Origin of the sequence: Pseudomonas sp. CBS (assembly GCF_024734645.1) — a bacterium.
GTDB lineage: Bacteria > Pseudomonadota > Gammaproteobacteria > Pseudomonadales > Pseudomonadaceae > Aquipseudomonas.
This window is the reverse complement of record NZ_CP102929.1, coordinates 6,043,329-6,055,230: the sequence shown is the minus strand read 5'-3', so window position 1 is coordinate 6,055,230 and position 11,902 is coordinate 6,043,329. Positions and strand designations below refer to the sequence as shown.

Annotated in this window: 13 protein-coding genes; 5 read left to right on the top strand and 8 right to left on the bottom strand. The window is 61.1% G+C overall.

Annotated elements, in window-relative coordinates; all coding sequences use genetic code 11:
* Positions 1–11 precede the first annotated feature (11 nt).
* Positions 12–1,190, top strand: a complete 1,179-nt coding sequence (locus NVB75_RS27650) for a VWA domain-containing protein (RefSeq protein WP_003210689.1) — start codon at positions 12–14, stop codon at positions 1,188–1,190.
* A 136-nt stretch (positions 1,191–1,326) separates the two neighbouring features.
* Here the strand turns inward: NVB75_RS27650 and NVB75_RS27645 are convergent, their stop codons facing one another.
* The 3 genes from NVB75_RS27645 to NVB75_RS27635 are packed head-to-tail and all read right to left on the bottom strand — an operon-like array spanning position 1,327 to position 3,691.
* The gene (locus NVB75_RS27645; RefSeq protein ID WP_258344230.1) at positions 1,327–2,250 is read right to left on the bottom strand and encodes a biotin-dependent carboxyltransferase family protein; all 924 of its coding nucleotides are present in this window, start codon (positions 2,248–2,250) and stop codon (positions 1,327–1,329) included.
* The gene (gene pxpB / locus NVB75_RS27640) at positions 2,247–2,951 is read right to left on the bottom strand and encodes a 5-oxoprolinase subunit PxpB (protein WP_258344229.1); all 705 of its coding nucleotides are present in this window, start codon (positions 2,949–2,951) and stop codon (positions 2,247–2,249) included. The genes NVB75_RS27645 and pxpB overlap by 4 nt, the downstream gene beginning before the upstream one ends.
* Positions 2,948–3,691: a 5-oxoprolinase subunit PxpA gene (locus NVB75_RS27635; protein WP_258344228.1), complete on the bottom strand. Its 744-nt coding sequence runs from the start codon at positions 3,689–3,691 to the stop codon at positions 2,948–2,950. Before NVB75_RS27635 ends, pxpB begins: the two co-directional genes overlap by 4 nt.
* A gap of 176 nt (positions 3,692–3,867) precedes the next feature.
* Here NVB75_RS27635 and NVB75_RS27630 point away from each other — a divergent pair, with 176 nt between their 5' ends.
* Positions 3,868–4,806: a LysR family transcriptional regulator gene (locus tag NVB75_RS27630; RefSeq protein ID WP_258344227.1), complete on the top strand. Its 939-nt coding sequence runs from the start codon at positions 3,868–3,870 to the stop codon at positions 4,804–4,806.
* A gap of 110 nt (positions 4,807–4,916) precedes the next feature.
* Here NVB75_RS27630 and NVB75_RS27625 read toward each other — a convergent pair whose 3' ends face one another.
* From NVB75_RS27625 to NVB75_RS27615, 3 genes are read right to left on the bottom strand one after another with little or no spacing between them, the layout of a single operon-like run.
* On the bottom strand, positions 4,917–5,459 hold the full coding sequence (locus NVB75_RS27625) for a DUF2937 family protein (RefSeq protein ID WP_017479178.1): 543 nt from the start codon (positions 5,457–5,459) through the stop codon (positions 4,917–4,919).
* Positions 5,460–5,470: 11 nt separating this feature from the next.
* Positions 5,471–6,247, bottom strand: coding sequence for a class II glutamine amidotransferase (locus NVB75_RS27620; protein ID WP_258344225.1), 777 nt, complete (start codon positions 6,245–6,247; stop codon positions 5,471–5,473).
* A 30-nt stretch (positions 6,248–6,277) separates the two neighbouring features.
* Entirely contained in the window at positions 6,278–6,826 is a 549-nt protein-coding gene (locus tag NVB75_RS27615) for an MFS transporter (protein ID WP_258344224.1), read from the bottom strand.
* Between the two features lie 21 nt (positions 6,827–6,847).
* Here NVB75_RS27615 and NVB75_RS27610 point away from each other — a divergent pair, with 21 nt between their 5' ends.
* Together NVB75_RS27610 and NVB75_RS27605 are read left to right on the top strand one after the other, a co-directional pair.
* Positions 6,848–8,902: a S9 family peptidase gene (locus NVB75_RS27610; protein ID WP_258344223.1), complete on the top strand. Its 2,055-nt coding sequence runs from the start codon at positions 6,848–6,850 to the stop codon at positions 8,900–8,902.
* Between the two features lie 82 nt (positions 8,903–8,984).
* Positions 8,985–9,458, top strand: a complete 474-nt coding sequence (locus NVB75_RS27605) for a cyclic nucleotide-binding domain-containing protein (protein ID WP_177008938.1) — start codon at positions 8,985–8,987, stop codon at positions 9,456–9,458.
* On the opposite strand, the gene NVB75_RS27600 is transcribed toward NVB75_RS27605, so the two are convergent.
* Entirely contained in the window at positions 9,455–9,742 is a 288-nt protein-coding gene (locus NVB75_RS27600; RefSeq protein ID WP_017479183.1) for a hypothetical protein, read from the bottom strand. The genes NVB75_RS27605 and NVB75_RS27600 overlap by 4 nt on opposite strands.
* A 78-nt stretch (positions 9,743–9,820) precedes the next feature.
* Here NVB75_RS27600 and NVB75_RS27595 point away from each other — a divergent pair, with 78 nt between their 5' ends.
* Positions 9,821–10,507, top strand: a complete 687-nt coding sequence (locus tag NVB75_RS27595) for a spermidine synthase (protein ID WP_003210678.1) — start codon at positions 9,821–9,823, stop codon at positions 10,505–10,507.
* Between the two features lie 22 nt (positions 10,508–10,529).
* Here the strand turns inward: NVB75_RS27595 and rarD are convergent, their stop codons facing one another.
* Positions 10,530–11,414, bottom strand: coding sequence for an EamA family transporter RarD (gene rarD, locus NVB75_RS27590; protein WP_258344222.1), 885 nt, complete (start codon positions 11,412–11,414; stop codon positions 10,530–10,532).
* Between the last annotated feature and the right edge of the window lie 488 nt (positions 11,415–11,902).

Below are 11,902 nucleotides of genomic sequence, written 5' to 3'. Positions count from 1 at the left end.
GGGCGATTGCCATGCTGCTCAATCTGTTCAATGAAATGCGTGCAGCCAAGGTGCCGGTGTCGGTGCGTGAGCTGCTGGACCTGATCAACGCGCTGAAACAGCGCGTGACCTTCGCCGACATGGACGAGTTTTACTACTTGGCCCGCGCGATCCTGGTGAAGGACGAACGGCATTTCGACAAGTTCGATCGTGCCTTCGGCGCCTACTTCAATGGCCTGGAAAAACTCGACGATCACCTGCAGGCGTTGATCCCCGAAGACTGGCTGCGCAAGGAATTCGAACGTTCGCTGACCGACGAAGAGCGTGCGCAGATCCAGTCCCTCGGCGGCCTCGACAAGCTCATCGAAGAATTCAAGAAACGCCTCGAAGAACAGAAGGAACGCCATGCCGGCGGCAACAAATGGATCGGCACCGGCGGTACCAGCCCCTTCGGCTCCGGCGGCTTCAACCCCGAAGGCATTCGCGTGGGTGATGCCGGCAAGCGCCAGGGCAAGGCGGTCAAGGTCTGGGACCAGCGCGAGTACAAGAACCTCGATGATTCCGTGGAGCTTGGCACCCGCAACATCAAGATCGCCCTGCGCCGCCTGCGCAAGTTCGCGCGTCAGGGTGCGGCGGAAGAGCTGGATATCGACGGCACCATCGACCATACGGCGCGGGATGCCGGGTTGCTGAATATCCAGATGCGCCCGGAGCGGCGTAACACCATCAAACTGCTGTTGCTGTTCGACATCGGCGGCTCGATGGATGCCCATGTGAAGACCTGCGAAGAGCTGTTCTCCGCGTGCAAGACCGAGTTCAAGCACTTGGAGTATTTCTACTTCCACAACTTCATTTATGAATCGGTGTGGAAGAACAACATGCGCCGGGGTTCGGAACGCACCTCGACTCAGGATCTGCTGCACAAATACGGCGCCGACTACAAAGTGATCTTTATCGGCGATGCAGCCATGGCGCCGTATGAAATCACCCAGGCCGGCGGCAGCGTCGAGCACTGGAATGAAGAGCCAGGCTATGTGTGGATGCAGCGGTTCATGGAGAAGTACAAGAAGCTGATCTGGATTAATCCGTACCCGAAAGACACCTGGGGCTATACGGCGTCCACCGGGATTGTCCGGGACTTGATCGAGGACCAGATGTTTCCGTTGACGTTGCGTGGGCTTGAGGAAGGGATGCGCTTTTTGTCGAAGTAACCTGTTCCCCAGACAACCACCATCAAATGTGGGAGCGGGCTTGCTCGCGAAGGCGGTGTATCAGCCAATATATTCGGTGACTGACACTGCGCTTTCGCGAGCAAGCCCGCTCCCACATTTTGTCCTGCGGCGGTCTTCAGTTTCTGGCAAGGTGCTGCAAATACTCCACCTGCTGCCGATGCGCCGTCTCCTGCACCACCGGCGCCAACCTCACCTTCTCCCCCGGCAAACACTGCGCCAGCCGTGCCAGCGCCAATGGCGTCAACGCCCCCAGTCGCGGATAACCGCCAATGGTCTGCCGGTCATTGAGCAACACAATCGGCTGCCCGTCCGGCGGCACCTGGATCGCCCCCAGCGGGATGCCTTCCGAGATCAGCGACGGCCCCTGATATTCCAGCGGCGTGCCCAGCAGGCGCATGCCCATGCGGTCGGCGCGGCTGTCGAGGGTCCATTCGCTGTTGAATACATCAAACAGACTCTGCCCGCCGAACTGGCCGATCTGCGCCCCGAGGATCACTTCCAGTGGCGCCTTCGAATCCATTTTCGGCAGTTGCTCCGCGGACAACACCCGCATCGCACCGCCCACGCCTGAATAGGTCAACTGCGCGCCTTCAATCAGCGCTCGGCCAAAGCCATCCAGCCCGCCCAGCTCTTCACGCGCCACCGTGGCGCAACTGCCCAGCACCTGCGGCGCATCAAACCCGCCCGGCGCTGCCAGGTAAGCCCGCGCGCCACTGAACGGCTGGGTAAACCGCAAACGCTGGCCTTTTTGCAGAATAAAGGTGCGCCCCGGGCTTATCGCTCTTTCATCGACATAAGCGCCAAGGTCCGCCCCGGCCAGCGCCAGCAGGCAGTAATCCTCGGCCTGCACGGTGAAGCCACCCAAGGTGATTTCCACCACGGGCGCATCCAGGGCATTGCCCAGCAACCAATTGGCCCACGACATCGACACCCAATCCAGCGCGCCGCCCTGGGTCACGCCCAAGTGCCTTACGCCAAAACGTCCAGCGTCCTGCAACAAGCACAGCGGGGTGCTGGCCTCGATCAACAAGCGGCTCATGCCTGGGCCTCCAACGGTGTGTCATCGCCACCCAGGTTGATGAATTCGCTATGGCTGACCGCTTCGTAACGCACAGTGTCCCCCGGCTGCATCAGGCTGTAGCCGTCGCGTTCGCGATCAAACAACTTGGCCGGTGTGCGGCCGATCAGGTTCCAGCCACCCGGCGATACCACCGGATAGGCGGCCGTCTGCCGCTCGGCGATCCCCACGCTGCCCGCCGCCACCCGCTTGCGCGGCGTATTGAGTCGAGGTGCGGCGAGCAGTTCGTCCACCAGCCCCATAAAGGCAAACCCCGGTGCAAAGCCCAAGGCGAACACCTGATATTCGTGCTGGCTGTGGCGGCGGATCACTTCCTCCACCGCAAGGCCACTGCGCTGTGCGAGCAACGGCAGCTCGGGGCCGACACTCAAGTCATACCAGACCGGCAACACATGGCATTGCCCGCTGCCCTTGGGCTCCGGCTGCAGCGCTTTAAGCGCCTGATCGATCAACTCCCGCGCCTGGGCCGGGCTCAGCGCCATCAGGTCGTAATGCACCATCAGGGTCGTGTAGGACGGCACCAGATCCACCAGCGCCGGGCCAAAACCTTCCCGCAAACGGCGGGTGGCGGCGAGCATCCAGGGCATGTTGGCTTCGGCGATCACATCAAACAGGCGCACCATCAAGCAGTCGATGGCTACGACTTCAATCCGTGGTTTCATGCTGGGGTCAACGCCTCACGGATGCGCTGCACGGCGGCCACCGAGCTGGCGTTATCGCCGTGTACACACAAGGTATTGGCCTGCAGGTGCAACGGGCTGCCGTCGCTGGCGACCAGGTGTTCACCGCGCGCGATGATCAAGGCTTGCTGAATGATCTTTTCCGGATCGTGGTGCACCGCACCCGGCAACTGGCGGGAGACCAGATGGCCAGCGCTGTCATAGGCACGGTCGGCGAAGGCTTCGAACCACAGGGTCACGCCATATTCGTCGCCCAGGGCCTGGGCGGCGCTGTTGTCGCGGGTGGCCATCAGCATCAACGGCAGGCTGGCGTCGTAGGCCGCCACGGCCTGGATCACCGCACGCAATTGCGCCGGCTTGGCCATCATGTCGTTGTACATCGCGCCGTGAGGTTTAACGTAGCTGACCCGCCCACCCTGGGCCCGGCAAATACCGTCGAGGGCGCCGACCTGGTAGTGCAACAGGTCCTGGATTTCCTGCGGGGTGTAGGCCATGGAGCGGCGGCCGAAACCCTGCAGGTCCTGGTACGCCGGGTGCGCGCCCACCTGCACGCCGTGCTCGAAGGCCAGGCTGACGGTCTTGCGCATGATGCTCGGGTCGCCGGCGTGGAAACCGCAGGCAACGTTGGCGCAATCAATGAACGGCATGACCTCGGCGTCCAGACCCAAGGTCCAGTTGCCAAAGCTTTCGCCGATGTCGCAGTTCAATAGCAGGCGGCTCACGGTAGGGCTCCTGTAGGCTTTGTTTTTTTGTAGTGTGGGATCTTTTACCAAGATCTCGCAACGATGTTGTCCTGAGCCCCAACGACGCTTATCGTGAGACAGCTCGATTTTTGGCGTTTGCGACACGCTGCGTCCAACTAATAAAAACCGATCCATGCATAAGAAAAGTTGATCCCATGAATTTGAAGTTCCTCGAAACCTTCGTCTGGGTGGCCAAGCTCAAGAGCTTTCGCCTGACCGCGGAGAAGCTGTTCACCACCCAGGCCTCGATCTCCAGCCGCATCGCCGTGCTGGAAAGCGAGCTGGGGGTGAAGCTGTTCCTGCGCGACTCCCGGGGGGTGAGCTTGACGCCGGAGGGCTTGAAGGTGCTCGATTATGCCGAGCAGATGATGGCGACCATGCAAGGGCTCAAGCAGTCCCTGGAAACCACCAGCAGCAAGGTCGGGCGCATCCGCATCGGGGTGATGGACACGGTGATCCACACCTGGCTGAGCGCGCTGGTGGCAGAACTGACGGACCACTTTCCGCGGGTGGAAATCGAGTTGGTCGCCGATACCGCGCTGAACCTCAGCGATCAGTTGCAAAAAGGCTTTCTCGACCTGATCCTGCAAACCGACCTGCTGCGCCAGGAAACCGTGCGCAGCCTGGAACTGGCCAGCCATCCCATGGGCTGGATCGTCGCCAGCCACTCGATCTACAACCGCGACTACGCGTCCCTCGCCGAACTGGCCCAGGAGCGCATCATCACCTACTCGAAAAACTCCTGTCCGCACCAGGACGTGCTCAGCCTGATGCAGGCGAACGGCGTAGCCGCGCCACGAATGAGCTGTGTGAACTCGGTGTCGGCGATCACCCGCCTGCTGCGGGACGGGTTCGGGATTGGTGCATTTCCGCCCGTATTGGTCAGCGAAGAGCTGGCGCGAGGAGAATTGACCATGCTGCCCATGGAGCAACGACCACCGAACTTGCAGGTGGTGGTGTCGTGGCGAGTGGGTGTGGAGTTGGTGGAGGAAATCGTGGCGCTGTGCCAGAGCGTGGTGGGGCGGTATGCGCAGAAGGTCGGCGAGGGTTTGATGGTGCTGAGCAAACCCATGCCACTGAAGGAACCGAATTAAAACTGTGGGAGCGGGCTTGCTCGCGAATCCGGTGTACCAGCCAACCTATATGTCACTGACGCACCGCATTCGCGAGCAAGCCCGCTCCCGCAATTTGACCGCGTCAGCCTTTAAAGCCCCTTGAGGTCCCGCTCTTCAATCGGCCGGCTCTGGCGCAGGCGCTTGCCGCCCAACACCACCCAGTCGATCAGGCGGAACAGGCATTCCAGGCCAAACGACAACAGCATCGCTCCACCCAGGCCCCAGCCCATGGCTTCCGGGGTCAGCAACAGCATGTAGCTGTAGCCGTTCCAGGTTTCCTGGCGAATCGCCGGGTCGGCGGCCACAGCCACTTGCAGCGCGCGGATGTACCACGGGCCTTGCATCGCCTGGAACTGCTTATCCAGCGCCACCTGGCGGTCGAGCAACGTGCCGAGGCTGTTGGCATCGCTGCGAAACACCGGGTCGTCACTGGCACGGTAATGGGCCACCAGCGCCTGCAAGTCACCGTTGAAGAACTGCTGCGCCGTGGCATCGAAGCCACGCAGGCCGGTCTGGGCCTCGATCAGGTGGGCTTCGACGCGCTTGGCGTAGTCGCTGATGAACCCCGGCACCTGCACACCGACCAACAGACCCACGGCAAACAACACCAGTCGCAAATAGCTGAGCAACATATTCGACGTCCTTATTCCGTTTTGCCTTGGCTGACACATTCGCCGCGTCGCCACAGGCTCCACTGGCCCGGTTCGTAGCGGGTCCAGGTCTCGTTTTCGGTCAGGGGTTCGGTGGCAATCACCGTCACCACATCATTAGGCGTGGTTTCGGCCTGAAAATCGACGATCACGTCGACATCTTTCAACCGCGCGGGGCCAAACGGCGCCCGCCGGGTGATCTGTGCCAGTTTGGTCGAGCAATAGCAGAACAGCCAGTCACCGTCGCTGAGCAGGCAATTGAACACGCCCTTGCTGCGGTAGTCGCTGCAGGCGGCAATCAGGTCCGGCAGCACCTGTTCGATGTCTACCGGTTCCGGAAACGCTTCGCGGACACGGTTGAGCAAATCGCAGAACGCCGCTTCGCTGTCGGTATCGCCCACCGGCCGGTAGAACGTGGCGCGAGGGTTGAAGTCCGCCAGTTGACCGTTATGGGCGAAGCACCAGTTACGGCCCCACAGTTCACGCACGAACGGGTGGGTATTGGACAGGCACACCTTGCCCACATTGGCCTGGCGGATATGGCCAATCACCACTTCACTCTTGATGGGATAACGCTGCACCAGCAGCGCGACTTCCGATTCGCTGCTGGCCGCCGGGTCCTGGAACAACCGCAGGCCGCGACCTTCGTAGAAGGCGATGCCCCAACCGTCGCGGTGGGGGCCGGTCCGTCCGCCGCGCTGCATCAGCCCGGTAAAGCTGAACACGATATCGGTCGGTACGTTGGCACTCATGCCCAATAATTCACACATGCCAGGCTTCTCGATACAGGGCGTACAACGTTAAAGGCGCGGTTCGACCCGCATACCGCTGACAGGGGCCGGGCGACCGTAGCGCTCATCGGCGAAGGGTTCGTCGTCCTCCGGCTCGGCGGCAGCAGCTGCCGCAGCGGCGGCGGCCTTCTGCTCACGGCGGGCCCTGGAGGCACGCTCGATGGGCCAGCGGATCAGCACAAACACCAGATACACGCCAAACGCGATCATGGAATACATGAACAGATCGGAAATCGCCCGCCAGGCGTTATTGCCGACCTTGAGCACCAGGTCCAGGGCGGTGATGGCGACGGCCGGGGCGAACTGGGTCTTCACCGGGTCGACAATGGTCGGGCTGAACAGCAGCACCGCCATCAGCAACCGCAGCGGCTCGCGCAGCCAGCGCCACATCCAGCGGGTCATGGCAAACCACACCAGCAGGCAACCCAGGGCTGCGAAGGCGTAGAGGCCCCAAGCGATCAGATAGTCGTTCTCGGTCATGGTGTCCATGGCAAGGTAGGCAAACAGGCCGCTATGATAACGGCTTTTCAGTGCCGAGGCTGCAATGCCGTCGGCCAACCGCCAGACAGAGAGTGATCCATGCCCCCAGCGACCCACATCACTGCCGCCCCGATCGCCCGCAAGGCCCCCGGCACCGACCCGTACGCCTGGCTGCAAGCGCGGGACAGCGCCGAGGTGCTCGATTACCTCAAGGCGGAAAATGCCTGGCAAGAAGCACAATTGTCCGACCAACAGGCACTGCGCGAAACCCTGTTCGAAGAGATCAAGGGCCGCATCCTCGAAACCGACCTGTCCCTGCCCTCGCCTTGGGGCCCGTACCTGTATTACACCCGCACCACCGCCGGTGACGAATATGCCCGCCACTACCGCTGCCCTCGCCCGGCGGATGACAGCCAACAGGTCGACGAAAGCGCGGAAGAGCTGCTGCTGGACCCGAACGTACTGGCCAATGGCGGCTTTTTCTCCCTCGGCGCCTTCAGCATCAGCCCCGATCACCAGCGCCTGGCCTACAGCCTGGACACCAACGGCGAAGAGATTTACACCCTCTACGTGAAGGAATTGGCCACCGGCAAGGTCAGCGAACTGGAGTTCGAAGACTGCGACGGCAGCATGACCTGGGCCAACGACAGCCTGACCCTGTTCTTCACTGAACTGGACGACACCCACCGCCCGCACAAACTGTATCGCTATCGCCTGGACGGCACCGCCGCCGAAGAAGTGTTCCACGAGCCCGACGGCCGTTTCTTCCTGCACTGCTACCGCTCAAGTTCCGAGCGCCAGTTGCTGCTGGCCCTGGGCAGCAAGACCACCAGCGAAATCTGGGCCCTGGATGCCGAGCAGCCGCAGCAGGCGTTCACCTGCATGGCACCACGGGTAGAAGGCCATGAATATGACGTCGACCACGGCAAGCTGGATGACCAGTGGACCTGGTTTATCCGCAGCAACCGCGACGGCATCAACTTCGCCCTGTTCCAGGCCGCCGACACCGGCAGCGTGCCGACCCAGGACGACTGGCAGAACCTGATCCCCCACGACGACGCAGTGATGCTGGACGGCGTGAGCCTCAACGCCCGGGCCATGACCCTGAGCCTGCGCATCGGTGGTTTGCCGATCATCGAAGTGCACCCACAAGGCCAGGCCGCTTATCGGGTGGAATTACCGGACGCGGCCTACAGCCTCTATGTGCAGAACAGTTTGGAATTTGTCAGCGACAAGATCCGCCTGCGTTATGAAGCCTTGAACCGCCCGGCTCAGGTCCGTCAGTTGGAACTGGCCAGCGGCGCACAGCAGGTGCTCAAGGAAACCCCGGTGCTGGGTGTGTTCAACGCCGACGACTACGTCAGCCAACGGTTGTGGGCGACGTCGGCCGATGGCACTCAGGTGCCGATCAGCCTTGTCGTCCACCGCGACCAGTTGGGTAAGCCGACGCCGCTGTATCTGTATGGCTACGGCGCCTATGGCCAGAGCCTCGACCCGTGGTTCTCCCACGCACGCTTGAGCCTGCTGGACCGTGGCGTGGCTTTCGCCATTGCCCATGTACGCGGCGGCGGCGAACTGGGCGAAGCCTGGTACCGCGCCGGCAAGCAGGAGCACAAGCAAAATACCTTCAGCGACTTTATCGCCTGCGCCGAACATTTGATCGCCCAGGGCCTGACCACCTCCAGGCAACTGGCTATCAGCGGCGGCAGCGCCGGCGGCCTGTTGATCGGCGCGGTGCTCAATCAACGCCCGGAGCTGTTCCAGGCGGCGATTGCCGAAGTGCCGTTCGTCGACGTACTCAACACCATGCTCGACCCTGAATTGCCGCTGACCATCACCGAGTACGACGAATGGGGCAACCCTGAAGAGCCGGAGGTGTATGAGCGGATCAAGGCTTACGCGCCGTACGAAAACGTCAGCGCCCAGGCCTACCCGGCCATGCTGGTGATCGCCGGCTACAACGACAGTCGCGTGCAATATTGGGAAGCGGCCAAGTGGGTAGCCAAGCTGCGGGACACCAAGACCGACGACAACCTGTTGCTGCTCAAGACCGAACTGGGCGCAGGCCATGGCGGCATGAGTGGGCGTTATCAGGGATTACGTGACGTAGCACTCGAATATGCATTTGTTTTCAAGGCGCTGGGGCTGATTTAAGGAACTCCGCCTGGCGGGCGGGTCTGAACACTTGACCGCCGGGCGCGCCCTGCACGATTTATGGACAAAGACTGTAAGCCTCATGCCAGAACCGACCTTACTCAATAACGAAATCCGCGACATGCTGATGGATTGCGGCCTCTTCGACCCGTTGCTGCCGGAAGACTTCCACGTAGCGGCGGGCTATTTCAATATCAGCACCATCGCCCGTGATGAAGTGATATTCCTCGAGGGCGACGCCGGCACCTTCATGTGCATCATCCACTCAGGCCAGGTGGCGGTGCAGAAGACCAACCATGAAGGCCAGCGGCTGAACATCGCCACCTTGCGCAGTGGCCGGGCCTTCGGCGAGATGGCCGTGCTGGATGGCGAGCGCCGGTCCGCCAGCTGTGTGGCAGCCAGCGATTGCGTGCTGTTGAACCTGGGCAAGGATTCCCTGGAAAAAATGCTCAACGAGGCACCGAAAATCGCGGCCAAGATCATTCGTGCCATTGCTATCGCCCTGTCCAGGCGCCTGCGCATGGCGGACGGGCAATTGCTGTCCCAGCAGTTTTAACCGCCTGGGGTCTTGGGCTTGATGTCGTTCTGCTGCAAGCCCGGGATCGTCTGGTCCTTGGGCGGCGTGGGCAGCACGATAGGCGCCAACAACGGTTCACCACTGCCGGCCGCCTTTGGCGTCGCCGGTGGCGTGACTTGCGGGTACGGTGTGGGCGTTGCAGTACCCGGCGAACCCGCTGTGGGCGCGGGGGTAATCGGTACGGTTTGCGACTCCTGAGCCTGGGCCACACCGCCAAGGGCGAGCGCGCTCCACACAATGACCGTTAGAATGCTGCACTTCATCGATGGCTCCATGGCCTGACCGTAAAGTCGTAAGGCTACTCCCAACCGCGCAAGAATGCCCTTCCCAATGAGATTTCCATGAAACGTTTCGTTCTGCTGGACACCACTCCGATCCCCGACAACGGCGGTGCCTTGTGCCTGTTCGAATACGGTGAGGATTTTGTCATCAAGATTCAGGGCGGTGACGGTGGCCAGTTGATGAACACGCGCATGCACGGTTCCGAGGATGCGCTGGCGGAGATTCCGTGCCGCAAAGTCGCCGGTCGGCCCGGCTCCAGGGTATTGATTGGCGGCCTGGGCATGGGCTTTACCCTCGCGGCGGCGCTCAAGCATTTGGGCAAGACTGCCGAAGTGGTGGTCGCCGAGCTGGTGCCCGGCGTAGTGGAATGGAATCGCGGGCCCCTGGGAGAAAAGTCCGGCCGCCCGCTGCTGGACCCCCGCACCGTGATCCGCCTGGAAGACGTGGCCAAGGTGCTGCAGGCCGAGCCCCAGGGGTTTGACGCGATCATGCTGGACGTGGACAACGGCCCCGAAGGCCTGACGCAAAAAGCCAACAGCTGGCTGTATTCCGCCGGCGGCCTCAGCGCCTGCGCCAAGGCCCTGCGGCCCAAGGGCGTACTGGCCGTCTGGTCGGCCAGCGCCGACAAGCAGTTCAGCGACAAGCTGCGCAAGGCCGGCTTCAAGGCCGAGGAAGTGCAGGTGTTTGCCCATGGCAACAAGGGCACGCGGCATACCATCTGGATTGCTGAAAAGCTCAAGGGCTAAGCATTAACTGCGTGGGTTGCCGTCAGATCGACCGGCGCAGTCGATTCAAATGCCTCAAGCCTTCCAGCACCAACACAACCACCGCCAGCCAGATCGGCAGGTAGGTCATCCACTGGCCCGGCTTGAGGGCGTCTCCCAGCATCAGCGACACAGCCACCAGCAGCACCGGCTCTGCGTAACTGAGCAAACCGAACAGGCTGAACGGCAACAGCCGGCTGGCCATGATGTAGGAATAACCCGCCGCTGCGCTGACCAATCCCATCAGTGGCACCAGCCAATAGAGCGCCGGGCGTTGCGCCAGGGTCTCGCTGATCGGCTCGCCACCCAGGCCGAACCACAGTGCGACCGGGATCATCAGCATCATGTCCAGCCACAGCCCGCCCAGGTTGTCGGTGCCGCAACGCCGACGCAGCACGAAATACATTGGATAACCCACGCACACCACCAACGTGGTCCAGGAGAACCCGCCCGTGCGGTACAACTCATTGGCCACGCCCACCGCCGCCAGCGCTGCGGCTATCTTTTGCAGATGTGAAAGGCGTTCGCCGTAAACGATGCGGCCAGTGATGACCATGGTCAGCGGTAACAGGAAATAGCCCAGCGACACATCCAGGCCGTGGCCATTGAGGGGCGCCCACATGAATATCCACAACTGCACCCCCACCAGCGCACTGGTGACCACGACACAGGGCAGCAGCGCGGGTTTCTCCCGCAGCCGTTTGTAGATCAGCGGCACCCACTTCCAGTCCCCGGAGACGACCAGCAGCAACGTCATGAAGGGCAACGAAATGAGCATTCGCCAGCCAAATATCTGCTGACCATTCAAGGGCTCAAGAAGGGAGGTAAAGAAATACAGCACACCAAACAGGAAGGAAGCGGAAACCGCCAGAACAACGCCTTTAGACACAACAGCCTCTACAAAAAATTGCATGTATTCAATTGAAGCAGGCAGTTGCATTCACGTAGTGTGAATGTCAGCGAGATGAACATCAGAAGTTTATTAACGGGCACCATAAACTTACAACTTGCACAGGATACTTATCCCGAATCATCAAGTTATAACAACAGGGTAACGCGTCGATTTTTTATTATTTGCACGACGATCATCAGACACTTCAACCACCCGACTTCGGTTATTGGAAGCAGTACGCTCTGGATGAGCGTTTCTGACTTGAAACGCCACAACGCCAACCACGAGGGTTGATATCGTGAGAGGAAAGCCCGGCTTGCGGGAAACTGACAGTCGCCAGGAAAGACCTGACGTATTGAAATACCTGACGCCACCACAGAACACACTAACGGCAGTAGGCCAAGAGGCGCCACATTAAACAAACTGGCAAAGTTAGTCCAACACTTTATCACCTTGAAGCCAATTAAATGCCCCACGGTGTTTAA

Bases quoted from the DNA above. Each gene is read 5' to 3' on its own strand.
- NVB75_RS27645 (WP_258344230.1), bottom strand. From the start codon at position 2,250: ATGAGCCGCTTGTTGATCGAGGCCAGCACCCCGCTGTGCTTGTTGCAG.
- NVB75_RS27650 (WP_003210689.1), top strand. From the start codon at position 12: ATGCTGCTCAATCTGTTCAATGAAATGCGTGCAGCCAAGGTGCCGGTG.
- NVB75_RS27610 (WP_258344223.1), top strand. From the start codon at position 6,848: ATGCCCCCAGCGACCCACATCACTGCCGCCCCGATCGCCCGCAAGGCC.
- NVB75_RS27600 (WP_017479183.1), bottom strand. From the start codon at position 9,742: ATGAAGTGCAGCATTCTAACGGTCATTGTGTGGAGCGCGCTCGCCCTT.
- NVB75_RS27605 (WP_177008938.1), top strand. From the start codon at position 8,985: ATGCCAGAACCGACCTTACTCAATAACGAAATCCGCGACATGCTGATG.
- pxpB (WP_258344229.1), bottom strand. From the start codon at position 2,951: ATGAAACCACGGATTGAAGTCGTAGCCATCGACTGCTTGATGGTGCGC.
- NVB75_RS27630 (WP_258344227.1), top strand. From the start codon at position 3,868: ATGAATTTGAAGTTCCTCGAAACCTTCGTCTGGGTGGCCAAGCTCAAG.
- NVB75_RS27625 (WP_017479178.1), bottom strand. From the start codon at position 5,459: ATGTTGCTCAGCTATTTGCGACTGGTGTTGTTTGCCGTGGGTCTGTTG.
- NVB75_RS27595 (WP_003210678.1), top strand. From the start codon at position 9,821: ATGAAACGTTTCGTTCTGCTGGACACCACTCCGATCCCCGACAACGGC.
- NVB75_RS27620 (WP_258344225.1), bottom strand. From the start codon at position 6,247: ATGTGTGAATTATTGGGCATGAGTGCCAACGTACCGACCGATATCGTG.